The organism is Malaciobacter canalis (assembly GCF_008000835.1).
Classification (GTDB): Bacteria; Campylobacterota; Campylobacteria; order Campylobacterales; family Arcobacteraceae; genus Malaciobacter; species Malaciobacter canalis.
The window spans coordinates 2,113,112-2,138,171 of the sequence record NZ_CP042812.1 but is presented as its reverse complement, the minus strand read 5'-3'; the positions used below and the strand labels follow the sequence as shown (position 1 = coordinate 2,138,171).

Annotated in this window: 25 protein-coding genes and 1 riboswitch; of the genes, 16 read left to right on the top strand and 9 right to left on the bottom strand. The window is 26.6% G+C overall.

Translation table 11 applies throughout. The features are described from left to right. The first annotated feature begins 60 nt into the window (after positions 1-60). A complete protein-coding gene (locus tag ACAN_RS10650; RefSeq protein ID WP_099334726.1) occupies positions 61-813 on the top strand; it encodes an acyl-[acyl-carrier-protein] thioesterase in 753 nt (250 codons plus the stop codon). A 58-nt stretch (positions 814-871) separates the two neighbouring features. Beyond that, a riboswitch (FMN riboswitch) is annotated at positions 872-1,014 on the top strand. 96 nt (positions 1,015-1,110) lie between these two features. Then, a complete protein-coding gene (gene ribB / locus ACAN_RS10645) occupies positions 1,111-1,746 on the top strand; it encodes a 3,4-dihydroxy-2-butanone-4-phosphate synthase (protein WP_191287713.1) in 636 nt (211 codons plus the stop codon). Between the two features lie 46 nt (positions 1,747-1,792). Here ribB and ACAN_RS10640 read toward each other — a convergent pair whose 3' ends face one another. Then, positions 1,793-2,260 carry a ferritin family protein gene (locus tag ACAN_RS10640; protein WP_079579060.1) on the bottom strand — a complete coding sequence of 156 codons (468 nt, stop codon included), beginning with the start codon at positions 2,258-2,260 and terminating at the stop codon, positions 1,793-1,795. A 207-nt stretch (positions 2,261-2,467) separates the two neighbouring features. Here ACAN_RS10640 and ACAN_RS10635 point away from each other — a divergent pair, with 207 nt between their 5' ends. After that, positions 2,468-4,921 carry a transporter substrate-binding domain-containing diguanylate cyclase gene (locus ACAN_RS10635; protein ID WP_099334725.1) on the top strand — a complete coding sequence of 818 codons (2,454 nt, stop codon included), beginning with the start codon at positions 2,468-2,470 and terminating at the stop codon, positions 4,919-4,921. Between the two features lie 3 nt (positions 4,922-4,924). Here ACAN_RS10635 and ACAN_RS10630 read toward each other — a convergent pair whose 3' ends face one another. Next, positions 4,925-5,617, bottom strand: a complete 693-nt coding sequence (locus ACAN_RS10630) for a class I SAM-dependent methyltransferase (protein ID WP_099334724.1) — start codon at positions 5,615-5,617, stop codon at positions 4,925-4,927. Positions 5,618-5,720: 103 nt separating this feature from the next. Here ACAN_RS10630 and ACAN_RS10625 point away from each other — a divergent pair, with 103 nt between their 5' ends. From ACAN_RS10625 to trxA, 5 genes are all read left to right on the top strand, one after another. Next, the gene (locus ACAN_RS10625; protein ID WP_099334723.1) at positions 5,721-6,989 is read left to right on the top strand and encodes an NfeD family protein; all 1,269 of its coding nucleotides are present in this window, start codon (positions 5,721-5,723) and stop codon (positions 6,987-6,989) included. Between the two features lie 3 nt (positions 6,990-6,992). Beyond that, positions 6,993-7,736 (top strand): slipin family protein, encoded by a 744-nt coding sequence (locus tag ACAN_RS10620; RefSeq protein ID WP_079579068.1) that lies wholly within the window; start codon positions 6,993-6,995, stop codon positions 7,734-7,736. A gap of 161 nt (positions 7,737-7,897) precedes the next feature. Then, positions 7,898-9,622, top strand: coding sequence for a ubiquinone-dependent pyruvate dehydrogenase (gene poxB / locus ACAN_RS10615; RefSeq protein WP_099334722.1), 1,725 nt, complete (start codon positions 7,898-7,900; stop codon positions 9,620-9,622). Between the two features lie 122 nt (positions 9,623-9,744). Beyond that, positions 9,745-10,341, top strand: coding sequence for a peroxiredoxin (locus tag ACAN_RS10610; RefSeq protein ID WP_099309969.1), 597 nt, complete (start codon positions 9,745-9,747; stop codon positions 10,339-10,341). A gap of 9 nt (positions 10,342-10,350) precedes the next feature. Next, the gene (gene trxA, locus ACAN_RS10605) at positions 10,351-10,668 is read left to right on the top strand and encodes a thioredoxin (protein ID WP_079579072.1); all 318 of its coding nucleotides are present in this window, start codon (positions 10,351-10,353) and stop codon (positions 10,666-10,668) included. Positions 10,669-10,713: 45 nt separating this feature from the next. Here the strand turns inward: trxA and ACAN_RS10600 are convergent, their stop codons facing one another. Beyond that, the gene (locus ACAN_RS10600) at positions 10,714-10,995 is read right to left on the bottom strand and encodes an iron oxidase oxidoreductase (RefSeq protein WP_099334721.1); all 282 of its coding nucleotides are present in this window, start codon (positions 10,993-10,995) and stop codon (positions 10,714-10,716) included. Between the two features lie 591 nt (positions 10,996-11,586). Between ACAN_RS10600 and ACAN_RS10595 the strand changes: the two genes are divergently transcribed. After that, positions 11,587-12,927, top strand: coding sequence for a GntP family permease (locus ACAN_RS10595; protein WP_196778780.1), 1,341 nt, complete (start codon positions 11,587-11,589; stop codon positions 12,925-12,927). A gap of 38 nt (positions 12,928-12,965) precedes the next feature. Here ACAN_RS10595 and ACAN_RS10590 read toward each other — a convergent pair whose 3' ends face one another. Both ACAN_RS10590 and ACAN_RS10585 read right to left on the bottom strand, forming a co-directional pair. After that, the gene (locus tag ACAN_RS10590; RefSeq protein WP_079579076.1) at positions 12,966-13,178 is read right to left on the bottom strand and encodes a hypothetical protein; all 213 of its coding nucleotides are present in this window, start codon (positions 13,176-13,178) and stop codon (positions 12,966-12,968) included. Between the two features lie 110 nt (positions 13,179-13,288). Then, complete coding sequence (locus ACAN_RS10585) at positions 13,289-13,564, bottom strand: hypothetical protein (protein WP_079579078.1); 276 nt, start codon at positions 13,562-13,564, stop codon at positions 13,289-13,291. A gap of 118 nt (positions 13,565-13,682) precedes the next feature. On the opposite strand from ACAN_RS10585, the gene bioA reads away from it, so the two are divergent. The 4 genes from bioA (at position 13,683) to ACAN_RS10565 (ending at position 17,189) form a co-directional block, all read left to right on the top strand. Beyond that, positions 13,683-14,948 (top strand): adenosylmethionine--8-amino-7-oxononanoate transaminase, encoded by a 1,266-nt coding sequence (gene bioA / locus ACAN_RS10580; RefSeq protein WP_079579080.1) that lies wholly within the window; start codon positions 13,683-13,685, stop codon positions 14,946-14,948. Position 14,949: 1 nt separating this feature from the next. Further along, positions 14,950-15,606, top strand: a complete 657-nt coding sequence (locus ACAN_RS10575; protein WP_099334720.1) for an NUDIX hydrolase — start codon at positions 14,950-14,952, stop codon at positions 15,604-15,606. Between the two features lie 9 nt (positions 15,607-15,615). Next, positions 15,616-16,233, top strand: a complete 618-nt coding sequence (locus ACAN_RS10570; RefSeq protein WP_099334719.1) for a fumarylacetoacetate hydrolase family protein — start codon at positions 15,616-15,618, stop codon at positions 16,231-16,233. A gap of 101 nt (positions 16,234-16,334) precedes the next feature. Next, the gene (locus ACAN_RS10565) at positions 16,335-17,189 is read left to right on the top strand and encodes a bifunctional methionine sulfoxide reductase B/A protein (RefSeq protein ID WP_191287712.1); all 855 of its coding nucleotides are present in this window, start codon (positions 16,335-16,337) and stop codon (positions 17,187-17,189) included. A gap of 24 nt (positions 17,190-17,213) precedes the next feature. Here ACAN_RS10565 and ACAN_RS10560 read toward each other — a convergent pair whose 3' ends face one another. From ACAN_RS10560 to ACAN_RS10550, 3 genes are all read right to left on the bottom strand, one after another. Then, on the bottom strand, positions 17,214-17,555 hold the full coding sequence (locus tag ACAN_RS10560; RefSeq protein WP_099334718.1) for a hypothetical protein: 342 nt from the start codon (positions 17,553-17,555) through the stop codon (positions 17,214-17,216). A 73-nt stretch (positions 17,556-17,628) separates the two neighbouring features. Further along, the gene (locus tag ACAN_RS10555; RefSeq protein ID WP_099334717.1) at positions 17,629-19,824 is read right to left on the bottom strand and encodes an EAL domain-containing protein; all 2,196 of its coding nucleotides are present in this window, start codon (positions 19,822-19,824) and stop codon (positions 17,629-17,631) included. 195 nt (positions 19,825-20,019) lie between these two features. Beyond that, positions 20,020-20,541 (bottom strand): tetratricopeptide repeat protein, encoded by a 522-nt coding sequence (locus ACAN_RS10550; protein WP_099334716.1) that lies wholly within the window; start codon positions 20,539-20,541, stop codon positions 20,020-20,022. Between the two features lie 289 nt (positions 20,542-20,830). On the opposite strand from ACAN_RS10550, the gene ACAN_RS10545 reads away from it, so the two are divergent. Further along, positions 20,831-21,145, top strand: coding sequence for an MTH1187 family thiamine-binding protein (locus tag ACAN_RS10545; protein WP_099334715.1), 315 nt, complete (start codon positions 20,831-20,833; stop codon positions 21,143-21,145). A gap of 1 nt (position 21,146) precedes the next feature. Here ACAN_RS10545 and ACAN_RS10540 read toward each other — a convergent pair whose 3' ends face one another. Continuing rightward, positions 21,147-21,713 (bottom strand): ribonuclease HII, encoded by a 567-nt coding sequence (locus tag ACAN_RS10540; protein ID WP_099334714.1) that lies wholly within the window; start codon positions 21,711-21,713, stop codon positions 21,147-21,149. A gap of 61 nt (positions 21,714-21,774) precedes the next feature. Here ACAN_RS10540 and ACAN_RS10535 point away from each other — a divergent pair, with 61 nt between their 5' ends. Both ACAN_RS10535 and ACAN_RS10530 read left to right on the top strand, forming a co-directional pair. Then, positions 21,775-22,887 (top strand): ABC transporter substrate-binding protein, encoded by a 1,113-nt coding sequence (locus ACAN_RS10535; RefSeq protein WP_099334713.1) that lies wholly within the window; start codon positions 21,775-21,777, stop codon positions 22,885-22,887. Position 22,888: 1 nt separating this feature from the next. Beyond that, positions 22,889-25,012 carry an ATP-binding protein gene (locus ACAN_RS10530; RefSeq protein ID WP_099334712.1) on the top strand — a complete coding sequence of 708 codons (2,124 nt, stop codon included), beginning with the start codon at positions 22,889-22,891 and terminating at the stop codon, positions 25,010-25,012. Positions 25,013-25,060 lie beyond the last annotated feature (48 nt).

The following is a 25,060-nucleotide window of genomic DNA, read 5'->3' as shown; positions in this document are numbered from 1 at the left end:
TACTTTACTCTTGACAATAGGGATTAAATTGCATATATTCTATTTAGTAAAGGAGTTTTTGTGGAAAACTATTTTGATAAAGAGTTTGAATTAAGATTTTTTGAGATGAATAGATTAGGGGAGGCTTCGCCTATTGCTCTTTTGACTTTGCTTCAAGAAGCTGCTGCTGAGCATTGTCATTATGCTGGGCATAATCTTTTATCTTTGATGTCAGAAAATCTTGGATGGGTATTGTTATCTGGCGTGATGCAAATGCAACGCTATCCTTTGTATAAAGAAAAAATCATTATTAGAACTTGGATATCAAAATATTATGCTATTAGAGGGCTTAGAGAAAATATTATTTATGATGAAGACTACAATATCATAGGAAGAGCTAGAGGTTTATGGCTTTTTTATGATATAAAAAAAAGACGACCTACAAGAATACATCCAGACTTTTTAAAAAGGTGGTCATCATATAAATCAATATCTCTTGAACATGATATAAGTGATAAGATTGAAGCCCTTGACTCTTTTGAGTATAGAAAAGAGTTTAAAGTAAATATGTACGATACTGATACAAATAAACATGTTAATAATCTTAGATATTTACAATGGCTAATTGAATCAATACCTGATGAGGTACTAAATAACTACTATTTGTATTTTATTGATGGACGTTTTATCTCAGAAGCTCAATATGGTGATGTGATTTTATCTTCAACAAAAAAAGATAGTTCAGAAAACTCTTTTGTTCATACTATAAAAATAAAAGGAACAAATAAAGTTTGTGCCACGGGTAAAACCATATGGAAAAAAATAGATAAATAAGCTTTCTTTTGATTTTTCTAACTTTTAAATAATGAAAATTTGGATAAAATAATCAAAATTTATTTCTCAGGGCAAGGTGAGATTCCTTACTGGTGGTAACTATACAATATAGAAGTCCACGAGCGCTTTATTTTATAAAGGTCAGCAGATTTGGTGTAAATCCAAAACCAACAGTTAAAGTCTGGATGGAAGAGAAAATAATATATATCTTTTTATTGTTAAAGTATAAGGATAGTATTGCTTTAAGTATTAGCCCTGATTCAATAAGTTTTACTTAAAACTAAAGGTATAACTAAAATGAATCAAAAAATTATGAATAGTGATTTTAAATCAAAAATTGATGGTGCAATTAAAACCTTGCAAGAAGGCAAAGGTGTTATAGTTGTAGATGATTATGATAGAGAAAATGAAGCAGATATGATTTTTTCTGCACAAAATCTAACAAAAGAGCAAATGGCACTTTTAATAAAAGAGTGTAGTGGGATAGTTTGCTTGTGTTTAACAAAAGAAAAAGTTGATAAACTTAACCTACCAATGATGGTTCAAAATAATAACTCAAAATTTCAAACTCCATTTACTGTTTCAATAGAATCAAAAGATAATGTTACTACAGGTGTTTCTGCGCAAGATAGAGTTACAACAATAAAGTCAGCTATTTCTAGTAATGGAGTATCTAAGATTGTTTCTCCTGGACATATATTTCCTTTAAGAGCAAATGAAAAAGGTGTTCTAGGACGTGCAGGACATACAGAAGCTAGTGTTGATTTGATGAAATTATCTAATTTATCACCATATGCAGTTTTATGTGAAATTACAAATTCAGATGGAACAATGGCAAAAGCAGATGATATTCAAAAAGTTTCGAAAAAATATTCTATGCCTATTCTTAGTGTTGAAGATATAATTAATTATCGAAAAGAAATTGCAAGATAAATAGCTTGAGCCTAAAGGCTCAAGCTATTTATACAAATTTTAGTAGTTAAAACTCTGCACTTGCAACCCAGTTGTCTGGTTCTTGAATAAAATGAATAATCTCTTCTAGTATTGCTTTGTGTTTTACTTCTTCTTTTGCAATATTTATAAAAGCTGTTTTTTCATCTTCATTTTCTAGTTCTTGGGCTTTATCAATATAAAATTGATATGAATCCTCTTCTCTTTTTATGGCATCTTCATAAAACTTGATTTGGTCTGCATCAAAACTTACATTTGCTCTTTGGGCATTTAAAGTTTCAAATATTGTTTTTGTATCTGTTGAGATATCAATTGCTTTGTAATCTGAACCATCTTTATCTCTCATACTTTTAAAAACATTGTAGTGACTTACTTCTGCTTCTGCTAAAATATGAAATACTTTTTTTAAACCATTATTTGGTGCTTTTGAAGCTAAGTGATTGTAGTAAGCTTCACCATCTTTTTCAACTTTCATTGCATATTCGTAAACATTCATAATAAATCCCCTCTATTAACTTAATCTTAGCTAAGATTGTTCATGTTGTCAATATGTTAGTTTGATAATTTTAAGTAAATTAAAATTGAGTATAGCTATAAAATTATTTTATTTTAGAAATAAAAACCCTAGATTAAATTATTAAGTTTTATATTTTAAAAGTTATTATATACTTGAACAAATGTTTTAAAGGATTACCTTTACAAGATGAAAACAATTATTTTATTACTAATATTTTTAATACTTCAAGTTTCATCTTTTGCTACAAATACATACTCTTTAAATAATAATATAAAATCAAATATAGACACACTAGCCAATCAATTAAAATATTTAACTTCAAATTATGATAAAAATGAAAAAGAGATTAGTGATTTATTAAGATTGTATTATGATAATTATGAAAATATAATAGGCTTTGAAATTAAAAAAGATAAAAAATACTTGTTTAGTTCTTCAAGAAATGATGATGCTATGAGTTTTTTTAAAGATAAAGCTTTTGATAAGGCTTTGTATAAAACTTCACATTTTTATACAAAAGATATTATCAATGATAAAGATGAAAAAATAGGTGAGCTTATTGTTTATTTTAAAGAAATTATCAAGTTTACTAGTGAAGAATTAAAATATTTAGAAAATAAAAAAGTACTAAAAATACAAAATGATTCAAATTTACCTCCTTATAACTTCAACGAAGATGGCATTGTAAAAGGTTACTCTATTGATTATATGAGTCTTATTGCAAATATACTTGCTATTGAAATAAAGTATGTTCAAGGTAATTGGGATGATTTTATGAATATGCTAGAAAACAATGAGATTGATTTGATGGCAAATATTTTAAAATCAAAAAAAAGAGAAGAGAGATTTCTTTTTACTCGTGATTCATATGTAAGTTCTCCCCTTGCAATTCTTACAAGAATTGATCATAAAGAGGTTCATACTTTTAAAGAACTTGAGGGTGAAACAGTAGCTTTAGTAAAAGGCTATCATAGTTATGATAGGGTTAAAAGTAATTATCCTAAAATTAATATTTATCCAACAAAAAATACATATGAGATGATAAATGCAGTATCAACAAATAAAGCAGATGCTTCATATGGCTTAAAAAGTGTATTGGATTATACTATAAATAAACACTTATTTACAAACTTAAAGACCATGAAAAACATTGATGATAAAGAGCTTGGTTTTTATTTTGCATTTAATAAAGATAATTATATATTAAAAAATATTATTGAAAAAGCACAAAAACAAATTAGCAAAGAAGATCTAAAAATTTTAAATTTAAAATGGTTTAAAAAAGCAAAAGTTACAAAAATACAAAGTAAAGATTACTTATTTACTAAAGAAGAGATTGATTATTTAAATAAAGCCAAAAAAATAAAGATGTGCGTTGATCCAAATTATTTACCTTATGAATATATAAATCATGAGGGAAAATATGTTGGTATCATAGCAAATTTTATAACAAAACTTTCAAAAAATAGTGGAATTAATTTTGAGCTTATAAATACATCTTCATGGAGTGAGTCACTAGAAGCAATAAAAGAGGGTAAATGTGATGTTTTACCAAATACAGGACAAACAATAAGTAGGGAAAAATATTTAAATTTTACACAAGACTATTTTAATTTTTCAAATGTAATAGCAACTAAAGATAATAAGATTTTTATAGATTCAATTGAGAAGTTAAAAGATAAGAAAATTGGTGTTATTAAAAACTACTCAATAGCAGAACGATTAAGATATCGATATCCTGATTTTAATTTTATCACTGTTGAAAATACACTAGATGGTTTAAAAAAATTGAAAGATAATAAGATTTATGCTTTTGTAGATACTTTTCCATCACTTGCATATAATATGCAAAACTCTTCAATAACTGGTATAAAAATTTCTGGAAAAATAAGTATAAGTAGTAGTTCAAAAATAGCAATTAGAAAAGATAATATAATACTACAAAAAATAATGAATAAAGCTATAAATTCAGTTAAGCCTCATGAAAAAAAGGAGCTTTTAAATAGATGGCTAACGGTAATAAAAGAAGAAAAAATAAATACAGAACTTCTAATAAAAATAGTTTCAATTATTGTATTAATATCTTTACTTATAATCTTATTTATTATTTATAAATCAAATAGAAAACTAAGCACACTAAATAAAAAATTAGAAATACTATCCCAAACTGATAAATTGACTTCTTTATATAATAGAACTAAATTAGATATGATTTTAGAGTTTGAATTTAAAAATAAAAAAAGATATGAAAAGCCTTTATCTATTATTATAATTGATATAGACCATTTTAAAAAAATAAATGATACCTATGGACACTTAGTAGGTGATAAGATTTTGGTTGAATTTTCAAATATAATAAAAGCAAATATAAGAGAGACTGACTTTATTGGAAGATGGGGAGGAGAAGAGTTTTTAGTAGTGCTTCCTTTTACAAAAGAAAAAGATGCATATAATTTAGCTTCAAAATTAAGAAAATTAATTGCTAAAAAACCTTTATATAAAAATATAAATGTTACAGCTAGTTTTGGAGTGGTTGAGTGTAAAGATTCAGATTGTAATAAAGCTTTATTAAATGCAGATAAAGCTTTATATGAAGCTAAAAATTCAAATAGAAATTGTGTGAAAGTATTTGTTGATTAAAATCTATTTTTGATACACTGCAAAAAAGTGTGGAATACTTGGAGTTTGATTATCATCATAGGCTAAAAAACTCTTTTCTTTTAATTTATATGTAGTTTTAAACTCATCAATTTCACTTTTTAAAAGTGGTTTTGGAATTTCATCTTTTTTTTCATCTTCTTCTTTTGCACTTCTACATGAAACTAAGATATATCCATCTTTTGCTATTAAAGAACACATTGCTTTTTTTGCTTCTTTTCTATACTCTCCTAAAAGAACTTGTATTGTATTACATTCATAAACTACATCAAAGTTTTCAAACCAATCTTTTGGAAAATCAAATAAATTAGCAACTGTAAAATCTACTTTACTATTTGGATATCTATTTTTACATAAATCAATAGCTTTTTTTGAAATATCAAAGGCAATAACATCAAAACCAAAATCACTTAAAGCTTGTGCATCATCTCCAACCCCACAGCCAATTACACATGCTTTTTTATTGGTTTTTTTAATATAATTTTGTTTTAGCCATTTTATTAAATAAGCACTTGGTTCCAAATCAGCCCAGAAAACTTTTGTGTAATCACCTTGTGCACTTTCATAGACTTTATCAAACCAACCTGTTGGGTCATCTTTTTCTTGGTATGATTTGACCATTTGTTTATATTTTTTTGGTGAAAAAAAGTCTTTATGTAAAAACTCTAACTCTTTCATATCTTGCCTTTATTTTTAAAATGATTTTAACAGTAACTATCTTAATTTTTATATTGACTTATAGATATTACTAAGGTATGATGTTCTTATAAAGGGGTTTATTATGCGATTGCTTTTTCTCTTTTTCATTTTAAGTGTTTCACTTTTTGCTTCAAATATAACGCATTTTGCTTATGATGGGGCTATTAATCCTGCAAGTAATGCTTTTGTCAAAAAGTCAATTTCATATGCAAAAAAACAAAACTCTCAACTTATAATTTTTGAGCTTAATACTCCTGGTGGATTACTATCTTCCACAAGAGATATAGTTTCACAAATTCTTAATTCAAAAATTCCAATTCTTGTTTATGTATCTCCAAAAGGTGCAAGAGCTGCAAGTGCTGGTACTTATATTTTATATGCTTCTCATATTGCAGCAATGACACAAGGTAGTAATGTAGGCGCTGCTACTCCTGTACAAATGAGTATGAAAGATGATGATAAAAAACCATCTGCTATAAAAACAAAAGCTATAAATGATGCAAGTGCTTATATTGAAAGCTTGGCAAAACTTAGAGGCAAAAATATTCAATGGGCAAAGAAAAGTGTAACTAAGGGTGCTAGTATTGACTCACAAAAAGCATTAGAATTAGGTGTTATAGATTTTGTGGCTGATGATTTAAATACACTTTTAAAAAGACTAGATGGTTTTGAAGTAAAAATTGATGATAAAAAGATTAAATTAAATACACAAAACAGCACATTGCAAACAGTAGAAAAGGGTTTTAAAATCAAATTACTCTCTTATCTTTCCAATCCAAATATTGCTTATGGTTTAATGCTTTTAGCAATTTATGGAATTTTCTTTGAACTAATAAGTCCAGGTGCAATTTTCCCAGGTGTTACAGGTTTAGTAAGTGGTGCATTAGCCTTATATTCATTTAATATTTTACCTTTTGATTATGCTGGTTTATTATTGATTTTTATTGGTGTGTTTTTAATGACCATGGAAATTTTTATTATTAGTTTTGGAGTATTTGCAATAGGAGGAGTTATTGCATTTGTATTTGGTTCTTTGATACTTTTTGATGAAAAAACATTGGGTGTAGATATATCTTTATCACTTATTGTAGCTTTTGTTTTAGTTAGTATTGCCATTTTTATTTACTTGCTTAAAATTATAATTGAACAAAAAGATCAAAAGGTAAAAACAGGAATAGATCAAATGAAATCAGCCACAGCAAAAGTTGTGAAAAAACAAGGTAATACTTACAAAGTTTCAATTCATTCAGAAATTTGGAATGCCATAAGTAAAGAAGAAATTAACGAAGGCGATGAAGTTATTGTTGAATCTATAAAGGGTTTGACACTTCATATAAAATCAAAGGAGTAAAAAATGTTTATGAGTATTATATATATTGTTTTTATTGTTGTTGTAATTTTAGCAGCATCAATTAAGATTTTAAAAGAGTATGAAAGAGGTGTTGTTTTCACATTGGGTAGATTTACAGGAATTAAAGGTCCAGGTTTAATTATTATAATTCCTTTTATTCAAAAGATGGAAAATGTAGATTTAAGAACTGTTGTACTTGATGTACCATCACAAGATGTTATTTCACATGATAATGTGTCAGTAAATGTAAATGCTGTGGTTTATTTTAGAGTTATAGATCCTGAAAAAGCTATTATTCAAGTTGAGAGTTTTCATGATGCAACTTCACAACTTGCTCAAACTACTCTAAGATCAGTTTTAGGTGGACATGAACTTGATGAAATGCTAGCAGAAAGGGAAAAATTAAATGAAGATATTCAAGATATACTTGATAAACAAACTGATGCTTGGGGAATTAAAATCTCAAATGTTGAGATAAAACATATTGATTTAGATGAAAGTATGATAAGAGCTATTGCAAAACAAGCAGAAGCAGAACGTCAAAGAAGAGCAAAAGTTATTAACTCAAAAGGTGAACTTGAAGCAAGTCAAAACTTACTAGAAGCTGCAAACATTTTAGCTCAAAATCCTCAAGGTTTACAACTAAGATATTTGCAAACATTAAGTGATATTTCAAGTGATAAAACAAATACAATTGTTTTTCCTTTTGGAAGTGAATTAGGTAAATTTTTTACACCAAAGGCTTAACTTAAAAAATAGAATATATTAAATTAATATATTCTATTTTACTTTTTGTTATAGTTTTTGGATGATGTTAGAAATTATAACTTTACAATATATAATTAATCTATATTAAAAACAATGTGATTATAATGAGCATATGTCAACTATAATATAAAGGATTTTTTATGAATGACAATATTTCAATGTATTTCGCAAAACTTTTAGAAAAAGTAGGTATAAAAAGAATATGGGGAATCACTGGTGATTCTTTAAATGGATTAAGTGATAGTTTAGAAAAATTAAATAAGATTAAGTGGATAGGTACAAGGCATGAAGAAACAGCAGCTTTTGCAGCAGGAGCTGATGCTAAGGTAACTGGAGATATTGCTGTATGTGCTGGTTCTTGTGGACCTGGGAATTTGCATCTTATAAATGGTCTTTATGATTGCCAAAGAAATGGTGTTCCTATTTTAGCAATTGCTTCACATATTCCTTCAAGTGAGATTGGAAGTGGATATTTTCAAGAAACGCATCCTCAAGAATTATTTAAAGAGTGTAGTGTTTTTTGTGAATTAGTTTCAAATCCTGAACAAATGCCAAATATTTTAGAAACAGCAATAAGACAAGCGATTTTAAAGCAAGGAGTAAGTGTAATAGTTATTCCCGGTGATATTATGTTAAAGCCAATGCCTGAAAATTCAAAACTATTATGGCAAAAACCAAATTTACCAAAAGTATTACCAAATGAGCATGATATAATAAAGCTAGCAAAAATATTAAATGAAAATGAAAAGATTACTTTTTTATGTGGGGCAGGGTGTAAAAATGCACATGATGAAGTAGTTAAAATTGCACAATTACTAAATGCGCCAGTTGTTCATGCATTAGGAGGAAAAGAGTATATAGAATGGACAAATCCAAATAGTGTTGGAATGACAGGACTTATTGGATATGAATCAGGTTATTATGCAATGGATAATTCTGATGTAGTGCTTGTTTTAGGTTCTACCTTTCCTTATAAAGCATTTTACCCTCAAGATGCAAAAATTATTCAAATAGATATAAAACCAGAATCACTAGGGCGACACTGCCAACTTGATTTAGCATTAATAGGTGATATAAAAGCATCTCTTGAAATGTTAATACCAAAAATTGATAAAAAAGAGAATAATATATTTTTAAAGAGTGCATTAAAACACTATAAAAATACAGTTGAGAAATTTGATAAATTAGCAAGTGAAAATAGTAAGATAGGTTTAATTCATCCTCAATATTTAACAAAACTAATTAATAAATATGCAAGTGATGACGCAATATTTACTTGTGATGTTGGAACTCCTACTGTTTGGGCAGCAAGATATTTAGATATGAATGGTAAACGAAAACTAATTGGTTCATTTAATCATGGTTCAATGGCAAATGCACTTCCTCAAGCAATTGGAGCAAAAGTTAGTAGTCCTAATAAAGAAGTAATTGCTTTATGTGGAGATGGAGGATTTACTATGCTAATGGGAGATTTTCTAACACTTATTCAGCATAAAATTAAAGCTAAAATAGTAATTTATAATAATAGTTCTTTAGGTTTTGTAGCAATTGAGATGAAAGCTGGTGGATATTTATATGAAAATACAGATTTAACAAATCCTGATTTTTCAGCAATTGCAAATGCTGCTGGAGTAAAAGGATATAGAGTTGAAAAACCAGAAGATTTAGAAGGTACTATAAAAGAGTTTCTTAAATACGATGGAGCTGCTTTACTTGATGTAACAACAGCAAAACAAGAACTTACAATGCCTCCAAAGATTACTTTTGAAAGTGCTAAAGGATTTGGTATTTATATGTTAAGAACTATTATAAATGGAAAAGGGGATGAATTAGTTGAAGTTGCAAAAGAAAATTTATTAAGATAGAGTTATTTGAATAATTTTACATAGGATAATTTTTATCTTCTAATAAAATTTATTAATATTCTTTTAAAATTATATATGTATAATTCTTTCATAAAATAAATAACAAAATAAAAGGAAATAAAATGATAGTAACAAAAAAAGCTCCAGATTTTACAGCTACAGCTGTACTTGCAGATGGTCAAATTGTAGAAGATTTTAATTTATATAATAATATTGGTGAAAAAGGTGCAGTACTATTTTTCTGGCCTTTAGATTTTACATTTGTTTGTCCTTCTGAGATTATTGCTTTTTCAAAAAGAGTTGAAGAGTTTAAAGAAAGAGGAATTCAAGTAATTGGTTGTTCAATTGATTCTGAATTTTCACACTTTGCATGGAGAGAAACACCAGTTGAACAAGGTGGTATTGGAAGAGTGAATTTCCCAATGGTTGCAGATATAACAAAACAAATTGCAAAAAATTATGATGTGTTATTTAATGAATCTGTTGCACTTAGAGGTTCATTTTTAATTGATAAAGATGGAACAGTAAGACATGCAGTAATCAATGACTTACCTCTTGGAAGAAATATTGATGAAATGGTAAGAATGGTAGATACTATGATTTTTACAAATGAAAATGGTGAAGTTTGTCCAGCAGGATGGAATAAAGGTGATGAGGGTATGAAAGCAGACAAAGAAGGTGTTGCTGAATACTTAGGTAAAAATGAAGATAAATTATAGGAAATAAAAATGTCAAAATATATAGAATTAAATCAAGATAATATAGAAGAAACAGTAAAAGAGGGTGTGTCATTAGTTGACTTTTGGGCACCTTGGTGCGGACCTTGTAGAATGCTAGCTCCAACTATTGATCAATTAGCACAAGATTTTGATGGTAAAGCAAAAATTTGTAAAGTTAATACAGAAGTTGAGCAAGAGTTAACTGCACAATATCAAATAAGATCAATTCCTACGATTCTTTTCTTTAAAGATGGAAAAATAGTTGACCAATTAATTGGAGCAACTACAAAAGGTGCACTAGAAGATAAATTAAACGCACTATTATAAAATAAAAAGAAGACAAGAGTTTTTGTCTTCTTTTTTGATTAAAGATTATTTTGGTGGATTATTATATAAAGTACACCAAGCCTCAGGACTTATTGAACCCTCTACTACTTTGCATTTATTTTTATCTGGTAAAAAGTGTATACAGTCTTTACAGGCTTCTGCATTTTTAGGTGTTTCTTGATATTTAAATTGTTTTTTTGAACCTTTTGCTTCTAGACGAGTTGTTGTAAAAGTTACTAAACTAAGAAAAGCAATATTTTTAAAAAAACTTCTTCTTGTAAGTTGTTTACTTAAGTTATTGTTATTATCTTTAGATTCATGTATCATTGAATATCCTTTCCTTTGCTACATTGATTCTTTTTTGATTATACTAACAGCTTACTTCTAAACTAGTACATACTTACAAATTCATCCTTAATTGATAATAATATATTATATTTAAATAAAATTATTTTTGTTATTAATATGTAATATGTAGTTTATGTTAGTTAATTTTTTAAAATAGAAGCATAATTTTATTTATTAGGCTATAATATAAAAAACTAACAAAGGAATTACATGGCTAAGGGAAAAGATATACAAAAAACAGTTAAAACAGCAGCAACAAAAACATTAAAAGAAAAAAGAGCTGAGAAAAAAGCAAAAAAAGCTTCAAAATAATCTAAATTGCATCTTTAATTGATAAGATATATAAAGTGTCTTTTCATTTGAAGGTAAATCTTATAAAATCTTACACAAAAAAATAAAAAAAACGCCACTTTTTAACTTCCAAACTCTAATTTTATTAATCTTAAATATATTTAAAATAGTAACTTTATTCCTATTATATTAAGAAAAAACAAGATAAAATAATTTTTAAAAGTAAATTTAAAAATTTATGTTTTTGTATTCTTTTTATATTCACAAGGAGATTTGATTATGTTGGTATTTATTTTATTAGTTGCTGTAGCTTTTATCGTTCTAGCCACTAGTAAGTTAAAGTTACATCCATTTATTGCATTACTTATTGCAGCTTATGGTATAGCTATAAGTGTTGGTATGGGTTATATGGAGATTGCAAGTACGATTACTAAAGGTTTTGGTGGAATACTTGCTTATATTGGTGTTGTTATTGTTCTTGGTACTATTATAGGTGTTATACTTGAAAAAAGTGGAGCAGCTATAAAAATGGCAGATGTTATACTTAAAGTAGTAGGAAAAAAACGACCTGTACTTGCAATGTCAGTTATAGGTTATATTGTTTCAGTTCCAGTTTTTTGTGATAGTGGTTTTGTTATTTTAAATGCATTAAAACGTTCTATGGTTAGACAACTTAAAGTTTCAGGAGTTGCTATGAGTGTTGCTTTAGCAACAGGGCTTTTTGCAACTCATACATTAGTTCCACCAACACCAGGTCCAATTGCTGCTGCTGGTAACTTAATGGTTGATAATTTAGGACTTGTTATTATATTTGGTATATCAATATCTATTATTACAATGCTTGCTGGTTATTTTTGGGCAGTTCGTTCTGGTAAAATTTATACAAGTGGTGAAGATTCACTGGTTGATTTAGAAAAAGATAGTGAAGTATTACAAAAGTATGGAGAATTACCAAGTGCATTTAAATCATTTGCTCCTATTTTTATTCCTATTTTACTTATGGCTACTGCTAGTATTGTAAAATTATCTTTTGGGCATATGAGTGATAGTGCTTTTTATAAGTTGTTTATATTTTTAGGAAATCCAACAAATGCACTATTTATAGGATTATTGTTTGCAACTATGCTTTTACCAAAATTTGATGAAGAAAGACTTTCAGGTTGGATTGGTGAGGGTATAAAAAATGCTGGTGAAATACTTATTATTACAGGTGCTGGTGGTGCACTTGGTGCAGTATTAAAAGCTAGTGGAATTGGTACATACTTAGGTGATGCTTTACAAACACTAAGTCTTGGTATTTTTGTTCCTTTTATTATAGCAGCTGCATTAAAATCAGCTCAAGGTTCATCAACTACTGCTCTTGTTGTAACTTCAACTATTATGTATCCTCTTCTTGCAAATTTAGGATTAGATAGTGAAATGGGTAAAGTTCTAACAGTTATGGCAATTGGTGCTGGTGCAATGACTGTAAGTCATGCAAATGATAGTTTTTTCTGGGTTGTTTCAAGATTTAGTCAAATGGATGTTGCAACTGCATACAAATCTTATACAATGGCAACTTTAATTCAAGGTTTAGTAACAATTCTTATTGTGTATATTTTAGCAGGAATATTACTATAACAATAAAAAGTGCTAGTTAAAATATGTAGCTAGCACTTTTAAATTTCTAACAAACTTTTTATATTTGAAACTAAGCCTTTACTTTTAAACTTTGGTAAAAGATTTATTAAAGCCTCTTTTCCATTAATTGAAATATGCTCTTTTATTAAATCTGTTTTTATATCAGAGTTTAAAATCAACTCTTCAACTTCTTTTGCATTACTTGATTTAACTGCTTGTTGTAGTTGTATTGATAGTGGAATAAAAGTCATAATCATCCTTTTTTAAAATGTGATGGAATAATGACACTTATTTACTTAAGTTAAATTTATTGTAGTGTTACCAAATTGTAACTTTGAAAAAGACTAGTGTTTTTTAATCACTAGTCTTTTGATTTATTTACTATATTTTTTATATTTTCTATTGCTTCTTGATGTCCGCTTATTGCTTTATCATAGGCATCGTATCTTTTTGTGTAAATTGGTTCAAGGTATAAAACTTTGTTTTTCTCTTTTTTAAAAATCATAGTTTCATAAACATATACGTTGTCGTGTTGATTAAGCCAAGTATGTCTTACGTGCATTTTAATAGTAGATATAAAATATCTTTTATCATCCACACTAGCAATATGTTTCAATTCTAGGTCATGATATTGCATACTAACTCCTAATTTTATTATATTTTGCTATAAGTATATAGCAATATAAATTATCATAAATTTGTTTAAAAGTAGTTATAAAACAAGTTTTGATAAAATGAAAATAAAAAGGATAATTTTGCACTGGATAGAAATTGATAAAGAACATGTTTGGCATCCATATAATTCATTGCCATCTACAACTAAGATTTTGCCTGTAAAAAGAACTGATAAAACATCAATTTTTTTAGAGGATGATACAGAGTTGATTGATGGAATGAGCTCATGGTGGAGTGCAATTCATGGATATAATCATCCAAGATTAAATGAAGCAATTAAAAAACAAGTTGAAATAATGCCTCATATTATGTTTGGTGGAATGAGCCATAAAAATGCAGCAACACTATCAAAAATGTTAGTTGATCTAACAGGTCTACATAGTGTATTTTTATGTGATAGTGGTTCTGTTTCAGTTGAAGTTGCTTTAAAAACAGCTATTCAATATCAAGAAGCAAAGGGTTTAAAAAAATATAGATTTATAGCTTGTGAAAATGCATATCATGGCGATACACTTGCTGCAATGAGTGTTTGTGACCCAAATAACTCAATGCATAGTATTTATGGTTCATACTTACCAAAACATATTTTTACAAAAGCACCTAATATTGGAATTGATAGTGATTGTTCTGAAGCTATAAATGCTTTAGAAGAAACTTTTAAAAAACATCATGAAGAAGTTGCTGGATTTATAATTGAGCCTGTTGTTCAAGGTGCTGGTGGTATGAGAGTTTATAATCCAAAATTTTTAGAAAAAGCAAAAGAACTTTGTGAAAAATATGATATATTACTAATTGCAGATGAAATTGCAACTGGATTTGGGCATACTGGAAAAATGTTTGCTTGCGAACATGCTAATATAAAACCTGATATTATGACAGTTGGAAAGGGTCTTACTGGTGGTTATATGACTATGGCTGCGATGATTACATCAAAAAATGTAAGTGAAACTATTTCAAATTCAAAGCTTGGTATTTTGATGCATGGACCAACTTTTATGGGAAATCCTTTGGCTTGTTCTGTTGCTATTGAGAGTATAAAACTTCTTTTAGAGTCTCCTTGGCAAGAAAGAGTTAATAATATAGAAAATATATTTACGCAAGAGTTAGAAAAAGCAAAGGATTTAAAACTTGTAAAAAGCACAAGAAATATTGGAGCTATTGGAGTAATTGAGTTAAATGACAGCTCACATGCACAAGCTATTCAAGATTTTTGTGTAGAAAATGGCGTTTGGATAAGACCTTTTGGTAAACTAATTTATTCAATAGTTGCTTATAGTATTTGTGAAGAGGATTTAAGAAAAATAGTAAGAGTTATGATTGAAGCTATTAAATCTATAAAGAGTTAAAATGAAAAAAAAAGATTTGAAAAAAATGCTTTCTAATCTTCCTAAACATCCAAATATTTTAGGAAGAGATAGATTATTTAATTCAGCTGTTTTAATTTTACTTGTAAAAAAAGAGGGTGAATATCATATTTTATTTCAAAAAAGAGCGGCTAATATAAGTCAAGGGGGAGATATCTGTTTTCCTGGTGGAGGTTTTGAAAAAGAGCATGATAAAAACTTTAAACAAACAGCACTAAGAGAGACAAAAGAAGAGCTTGGAATTAAAAAGAAAGATATAAAAATTGTAGGTCAACTTGATACAATGGTTGCGCCTATTGGAGCTGTTGTTGAGGTTTTTGTTGGAGTTATAAAGAAAAAAACTTTAAAAACTATGAAAATTGATAAGAGTGAAGTTGAAAAAACTATCTTAATACCTCTATCTTTTTTTAAAAAAAATAAAGCAGTTGAATATACTTTAAGAAGTGAAGTTAAACCTTATCATATAAATGAAAAGGGAGAAAAAGAGATTTATTTTCCCGTAAAAGAACTTAATCTTCCTAAGTTCTATCATGAACCTTGGGGAAACAAAAGACATAAAGTTTGGGTATATAAATATAAAAATAATGTAATATGGGGAATGACTTCTATTATATTGTTGGATTTTTTAAATAAATATTAGGAAGAGTAAATGAATAGTATAATTTTAGATGATAATATAAAGATTCAGCCATCAAAAGTAGTTTGTATTGGTAGAAATTATGTGGAGCATATAAAAGAGTTAAATAATGAAGTACCTGAAAGTATGGTTTTTTTTATAAAACCAAACTCTTCTATTTCATCTGATTTAGTCTTCCCCAAAGAGCATGATTCTTGCCATTATGAAGCTGAGATATCTTTTTTGATTGAAGAAAATAAAATAAGTGCAGTTGGCTTTGGTCTTGATTTAACATTAAGACAATTGCAATCAAAATTAAAAAAGTCAGGACTTCCTTGGGAAAGAGCAAAAGCTTTTAGAAACTCTGCTGTTTTTTCAAAGTTTGTATCTATAAACAAAGATATTGAACATTTAGAAGTACAACTTTTTGTTAATGGTGAGTTAAAACAAAAAGGAAATATTTCTATGATGATTCATAAACCAAATGAAATAATTAAAGAAGCTATAAGTTTTTTGGATTTTGAAGATGGTGATATTCTTATGACAGGCACTCCTAAAGGAGTTGGCGAGTTTAAACTAAATGATACTTTTCTTGGAAAAATTTTATATAAAGATGAAATTTTGATTGAAACCACTTTTAAAGTTAGCTAAAGTTTAAAAGAGTTTAAAAGTTAAATTTATTTTTTTTATTAATTCTATTTGTTGTTTTATTTGCTATTATTCGCTTAAGTGATGTAATCAAAGGTAGTTTAATGAAATATAATGAATTAACAGAAGATGAAAAGTATGTAATTGAGCAAAAAGGTACTGAAAAACCATTTTCTGGTAGATATAATGATTTTTATGAAGAGGGAATTTATAAATGCAAAAAATGTTCTAAACCTCTATTTAAATCAAAAGACAAATTCTCATCAGGATGTGGATGGCCAAGTTTTGACGATGAAATAAAAGGTGCAGTAAAAAAAGTACCTGATAGAGATGGCAGAAGAATGGAGATTATTTGTTCAAATTGTGATGCTCATTTAGGTCATGTTTTTGAGGGTGAGGGTTTTACTTCTAAAAATACAAGACATTGTGTAAACTCTATCTCTTTAGTTTTTGATAGCAAAGAAAAATGTTGTGAAAATCATAGTGTTGCTTATTTTGCTGCTGGCTGTTTTTGGGGTGTTGAGTATTACTTTAAAAAACTTGAGGGCGTTTATAGTGTGGTTTCAGGTTATATGGGTGGAGATACACAAAATCCTACTTATGAAACTGTATGTAGTGGTATGAGTGGACATTTAGAAGCTGTAAAAGTTGAGTATGATTGTTGTGAGATAACTTATGAAGAGTTAGTTAAATACTTTTTTGAGATACATGACTTTACTCAAACAAATGGTCAAGGTCCAGATATTGGAAGTCAATATTTATCTGCTATATATTATATAGATGATAAACAAAAACAAACTGCAATGAAAATTTTGGATTTATTAAGTGATAAAGGCTATTTAGTAGCTACTACTTTACATAATGCAAGTGAGTTTTACTCAGCAGAAGATTATCATCAAAACTATTATGAAAGAACAGGAAAAGTTCCTTATTGTCATACACGAAAGAAAATATTTTAATAAAATAGAGAAAACTTCTCTATTTTATTCTTTTGTTCCTAATATATAATAAACTTCTTTATTGTTTAGTTTTTGAAGCTTAATATTATATTTATCTGCCCAATGTGCTACTTCTTTATGAAACTCTTCTAAAATTTCATCTGCATCATTTTCATCACATTTTATTTTTAAAAACTCAGTTGAATTTGATAATGCAACATACGCATTCATCTTTTTTAGATGGTCATTTAAGCTAATGATATGTTTAGAAAACTTATCAAAACCTTTTGTTGCAGCTATCATCTTTTCAGCTTGTTGAAAAGAACTCTCATTTTTTGTATAGCCTAACTGTGATAAAACTACTTCAGCAGTCATTTGAATCTGCATTATGCACTCTCCTTATAAATATTGTAAATTAAATATAACAAATTTAGTGTAAATAAACTATTAAATTATGCAACTATTGTGGTATATTTTCTATATTGCTTACAGGTTTGCTTATATGGTAACCTTGTGAATAGTTTATCCCCATAGAATCAACAAACTTAAGTGTTTCTTCATCTTCTACAAACTCAGCAATAGTTCTAATACCTAAGCTATCGCATAAAAATTTTATCACACCTACTAATAGTTGAGATTTTCTATCTTTATGGATATTTCTAATTAGTGAACCATCAAATTTTATATAATCAATATATTGACTAAGGCTAATAATATGTTGAAAGTTTGCGTAACCACTTCCAAAGTCATCAATTGCTATTTTACAACCAAGCTCTTTCATTGTGCTAATAAATCTTTTTATCTCTTTATAGTTTGAAATACTTTCTGATTCAACTATTTCAATTACTAACTTTTTTGCTACACCATACTCATTTATTTTGTATTCTAAATATTTTGTAAAACCTTTTTCTACAATATCTAAAAAGCTAAGATTGATTGAGAACTCATAATCTTTATCTTGAAAATATTTAAAAGATTTTTCTATCATGGCGTATGTTAGCTTATTGTATTTTTTTGAATCTTTTGCAATATCCATAAAAGAGTTTGGATATAAAATCTCATTTTTACTATTTTTTATTCTCATTAAGGTCTCAAACTTCTCTATTTTTTGAGTTCTATTATTGTAAATTGCTTGGTAGTGTAAGATTACATTATCTTTATCAATAGCTGTTTTTATTGATTTTAATATTTTTAGATTTAGGCTATTTATATCTTCTGATTTGATATTTGGGTCATAAACTAAAATATCAATTCTTTTTTCAATTGCATAATCTAGTGCCATTTGTGCTTCATGTAGTTTATTTTTACTATTTAGATTTTTTGGATTACTTATTCCTAATGTCAAATCAAGATAAACTGAACTATTTTTGTCAATTAGTATTTCAATATTTTCCAAGTCATTAAATAAAAGTTGTGTAAATTTTATAAGTTGATTTTCATCGCTATATTTGTATTTTATTGCAAAAATATTGCTTTCAAGGGAATAAATATCATCAAAATTTTGATCATTTTCTTTATAGCTACTTATTAGTCTTCCTGCTTCTTTTAAAATTTTATTTAATGCTGTATATCCATATACACTTTGTAGTTTTTTACAATTATTTATATAAACCAAAATAACTATAGATTTGGCAAAACTGCTGTTTTTTTCAAGCATTTTCTCCAAATAAATAGAGTTTTTTAATCCTGTAATATTATGTGTTATTAGTTTTTTTTCATACTCTTTTAGAACTTTATCAGGAATAGTTGCAAAATAAATTGCAAGGGGAATTAAAATAATAAAAGATAAAAAAATAACAATAAAAATAAAATTTTGAGAATCTCTTATACTTAGGTTTTGATTTTTATATTTCATTTTAAGTATTAAAATATAGTTTTGATTATTTATATTTGTAAATGTTGAAATAAAATCTTTACCTTGGCTTAAATTATTGTTTAAGATTCTTTTAGCTTCTCTTTTAGAAAAGTCATTATAAATTGTACTATTATCAATAGTATTTAGTTCTAAATTTGAATTTTTATAAAGTAAGTAGTCGCCTTTTTTATTTATCAAAAACACATCATATAATCTTGAATCTTTTAGAGTATTAAAAAAGTGTTTTAAATCAATATTTATAACAATAAAATAGTTTTTTGTGATTTGTTTTACAAAATCAATTGTAATAAGATTTGTTGAATTAAAATCAATTGTAGAAACATAAAGATTATTTTTTGAAAACTCTTCAAACTTTGTGATAAGCTCTTTTTTGTTTTTACTATTTAATATATTTTTTATCTTTGAGTTTTTACTTATTTGTATTGTGTTTTTATTGTTTTTATTTAAAAGTTCAATTTGATTTATATTTTCAAATGTTACTAAATATGAAGAAAAAAGCTCTTTTACAAAATCTTCATACTCTTTTTTTGGATTATTTAGATATTTTTCTAAAGTTATATTTGAAGAGATTGCGTTTATTGAATTTTTATAAGGTTTAAAATAATCACTCATAAAACTTTTTTTATAGCTAATGGATTTTTTTAGATTATCATTTGAGATTTTATGAATATCACTTTTTTTTATGTAATTAAAAGTTATATAAGTTGTTGCTGTTAGTATTATTCCAAAAATTATTGTTAAAAAAACAAAAAGTTTTTTATAAGATAGGTTGTTTTTCATATAATCGCTTTCTTTTTTTATTTATATTATATTGTATAATAGTAACACTAAAGTATCAAAATAAAAAAATCTAAAAAAAATAAAAGATGAGCATTTTTGATTTTTTAAGTAGTATTTTTAAATCTCTTCTGCTTTTTTTATAAATACTAAAAAGCAGAAGAAATGAGATGTTTTAGATTATATTAAAAATTTTTTTTACTTGCAAGCCCAAGGACTCTGTTTACATAAAATATCAAGGTTTTTTTGTGCATCTGAGTTTCCCTGTTTGGCTGAAGCCATCCAGTATTCAAATGCTTTAATTTTATTTGTTTTAACACCTTGACCTTTTACATACATAAATCCAAGATTAAGTTGTGCACCTGAATTTCCTTGTTTTGCAGCTAGGGTATACCATTTAACTGCTTCTTTATAATCTTTTTTTACACCATCTCCATTGTCATACATAAATCCAAGATTATATTGTGCAGTAGAATTTCCTTGTTTTGCAGCTAGGGTGTACCACTTAGCTGCTTCTTTGTAATCTTTCTTTACACCATCTCCATTAGCATACATAGTTCCAAGATTATGTTGTGCAGAAGAATTTCCTTGTTTTGCTAATGGCATCCAAAGTTCAATGGCTTTTTTATAATTGCCACTTTTTAAAGCTTTTAAGCCATCATTAAAAGCATCTCCAAAAGATAAACTTAACAGTAGCATTGTAAATAGTAAAATTCTCATTAATTTATTTCCTTTTTTTTGTTTATTTTTTCTTTAATTAAAGAAGTAACTTTCATAGATAGTTTCAAGTGCAACTTTGATTTTAATAGAAAAATAAAATTATAATAAATGTTTATATAAATTATTATTAAGTAATAATTATATTTAGTTCCACTATTTTTTGTTTTTGAAAGAGATTTTTTTATTATTTTCTTTTAGAAAATATTTTAACATACTCTTATTTTTATTTTTGTAACATATCTTTATAAGAAAATTCTATAAAATAAAATTACCAAATAAAGGTTATTGTATGAGTGTTTTAGTTCAAATGGCTATGTTTCCAACTGACAAGGGTGAAAGTAAGGCAAAAGAGGTTTCAAAGGTAATTGAAGTTATTAAAAATAGTGGTTATAACTATCAGTTAACTTCTATGTGCACTATTATAGAAACAGAAAAAATGAGTGAAGCTTTAACTTTGATTGGTAAATGTTATGAAGTTTTAGAAAAAGCAGGGTGTAAAAGAGTCTATTCAACTATTACTTTTGATATTAGACAAAATCATGAAGACAGAATAAAACAAAAAATAAAATCAGTTGAAGAGTTTATAGGAGAAGTTTCAAAATAGCCTAAAATAGGCTTTTTTGAACTCCAATTTTCTCTTCACCTAAATCTTTTAATCTAAAAGTAAATCTATGCTCATTGCTTCGTCCAAACTCTTTGATTTTTTCTATATGAGCTTTTGTTCCATAGCCTTTATGTTTTTCAAAATTATAGTTTGGAAAATCTTTTGCAATTTCGCACATATATCTATCTCTACTTACTTTTGCTAAGATAGAAGCAGCACTAACTTCAACTACACTTGCATCTGCTTTAATTTTATGTTGTAGTGTAGGAATATTAAAAGAGGTGTTTCCATCCATTAGATATTCACTTGCGTTTACATTTTGCATAATTTCTTGAATTGACTCTTTTATACAAGTGCTTATGCCTTTTGTATCAATATCTTTGGCACTTTTAAAAACTATATGATAATCACTTGATTTTATTACTTCTTTAAAAAGTGCTTCTCTTTTTTTTTCAGTTAATTTTTTAGAGTCATTAAGCTCTTTTATCTGCTCTTTTAGCACTACACCTGCTACTACAAGTGGACCTGCAAGTGGTCCACGCCCAGCTTCATCTATTCCACAAAGCATTTTTGTCCTTTAATAATAATTCATGTATAATCGTATAGTTTAACAAAACTTAAGGTTTAAGATGAAAAAAATACTATTGATACTAATTGTTTTAATTACTGTTTTTTTTGCATTTTTCTTTTATAAAAAGAATAGTAGTGAAGAAAATATAAATATAGGCTTTATTTCTGGGCTTACTGGAAAATATTCTTCTTTAGGAAATGGTGTTTTAAGTGGTTTTAAATTGGCTTTTGAAGAAATAGAATATAAAATCAATGGTAAAAAAGTAAATATAATTACAAAAGATGATGGGCAAGATGAAAAAAAAGCTTTAAATGCTATAAATGACTTAATAAAAAAAGATATAAAAATAGTAGTTGGGAATACGACTAGTTCTATGACAAAAATATCAATCAAAGCTTTAGAAAATAAAAAGGATATTTTACTTATTTCTGCAACTGCAAGTAGTGAAGAGTTTTCAAAAAAAGATGATAATTTTATTAGAACACAAGTATCAAATAGTGTAGAAAAGTTTTTGAAGTTATCTAAGTATTTATTGGAAAATAAAAAAGATAAGATGGCTATTTATTATGATTCTAAAAATAGTTCATATTCAAAAGGTGTTATTAAATATGTGAAAAGTTCATATGAAAAAAACAGTGAGGGAAAAATAGCTTCAGTAATTGATATAAATGTTGGCTTTGAAGCTATCTTAAAAGATATTAAAGAGAAAAATCCAAATGTTGTATTTATAATAGCAAACTCTCTTGATACAGCAAAACTTTCACAATTTTTAAGATTAAAGCATATTGATTCTACTTTTGTTTCTGCTGGTTGGGCAAAAGAGTATAAACTAATTCAAGAGGGTGGAAAAGCAGTTGAGGGGATGCTTTTTATAACAGCATATGATGATAATAATGCTAAAGATAAAGATTATTTAATTTTTAAATCAAAATACAAAAAATTGTATGGATATGAGCCATCTGTATTTGCAACACAAGCATATGAAACTGGAAAGATTTTAATACAAGCTTTACAAAATACTACTAATGCTGTGAAGATAAAAGAGTATATACTTACAAAAAAAGTATTTAATGGTTTACAAGGACATATTATATTTGATAAGTATGGAGATGTTTCAAGGGATTATTTTATTACAACTATTAAAAATAGTGAATATGAAAGAATAAATTAATATGAAAAGTTTAAAAAGTACAATTTCATCTTTTATTATTTTATCAATTATTACAGTTTCTGTAGTAATTGGAATATTAACTATGATTAATTTTTATGATATAAAAATTACAAGTGTTGAGCATAATCAAAAACAAGTTTTAAGACAAGTAAACTCAGAGGGATTAAAACTTTTAAAAAGAATTGAGAATATTGCATCTTTTAGTATAAAAAAACAGAGTTTAGATAGTGAGTATTTAAATGATGTATTATATTTAAATAGTGATGTCTCATCTATTTTTATATTAAATAAAGATGGAATTTTAGTCGATTTTGCTGGAAAAAACATGGACAATATTTATAAAGGTTTTGATTATTCAAATAAAGATTTTTATAAAAAATTAAGTGATGAAAAACTTGATTATTGGTCTGATGTATTTTTGTCTTCTGCAAATAATAATCCTTCAATTTCATATAGTTTAAAATACAAAGATAGAATTATTGTTATTCAATTAAAGCTTGAGGAACTTACAAATTTTATTACAAAATTTAAAAATAGTGATGAAACACATATGATTAGAATGGTAGACAAAAATGGTGTATTTATTTTTAATCCAGATGCACAAAAACTTGTAACTCAAAGATTTAATATTAAAAATAGTACGGTTTTTGAAGAGCTTATAAACAATAATAAAGAGTTTAATATAAAAAGTTTCAAAAGCATAAAAAGAGATTTAAGAAATCTTGGAATGTATTCAAAAATAAAAAAAACAGGCTGGACTGTCATCATAAGACAAAACCAAAGTGAAGTAGTTGATGCAATAAAAGATATAGCTTTTATTGTATTTTTTATTGTAATTGTTTTTGTAAGTTTTGCACTATTTTTTGTATTTAAAATATTTAATAAAATATTTAGGGAGTTTGATTATTTACAAGATACTACAAAAGATATTTCAAATGGAAATTACAATAAAAAAATAAAACAATCAGCTTTTAAAGAGATTACTTTATTAATTAATAGTTTTGAAAAAATGAAAAAACAAATTGATAAAAGAGAAAAAAAGCTAAAAGCAGCAAGAAATAGCTTTGAATATCTTTTAAACTCAACTATGGAAGCAATAGTTGTGCATGATTCAAAAAAGATTTATCAAGTAAATGATGTGGCTTTGAGTTTGATGAAATTAGATGATAAAAATCAACTAATTGGAAAAAGTTTGTTTGATTTTATATCTGAAAAATCTATTGAATTAGTAAAAGAAAAAATAGATATTGAAAGCTCACCTTATGAGTTAGAGTTAGTTAATGCAGAAAATGAAACATTTACTGCATTGGGACAAGGAAAGTTTATTACTTTGAATAATAAAAGATTTAAAATTAGTTGTTTTATTGATATTACTGAATTAAAAAATAAAGATAAACTACTTTCACAACAATCAAAAATGGTATCAATGGGAGAAATGATAGGTAATATTGCTCATCAATGGAGACAACCTTTAAGCTCAATTAGTACAGCAGCTGGTGCTTTAAAAGTTGAAAAAGAGTTTGGGATATTAGATGATAAAAGTTTAGATAACTCTTTGGATATGATTATTAAAAATACTAAATATTTATCAAAAACAATAGATGATTTTAGAAACTTTTTTAAAGTAGATAAAGACATTGAAAGAATAGATTTAAGTGAAGTTATTGAAAGATCATTGAAACTTCTTGAATCTAGTATTAAAAATCACTATATAAAAATAGAAAAAAGAGTTGGAAAAGATTTATATATCAATGGCTTTGAAAATGAATTGACACAAGCTTTTATAAATATAATAAATAACTCTAAAGATGCATTAAAAATAAATAATATTGAAAATAGAGTTATTTTTATTGAAGCATTTATATCAAAAAATAGAGTTTTTGTGATTATTAAAGATAATGCTGGAGGTATTAAAGAGCATATTAAACCAAAGATTTTTGATCCTTATTTTACTACTAAACATCAATCTCAAGGAACAGGAATTGGTTTATATATGACTCATCAAATAATAGTTGAACATATGGCAGGAGTAATTGAGGTGGAAAATGTAAAGTTTTCTTATGAAAATGAAGCTTATACAGGATGCCAATTTAAAGTTATCTTTGATTATATGAAAAATACTTGACATTAATACACTCAACTTGCTATAATTATTTAGCAGATAAATTAAAGG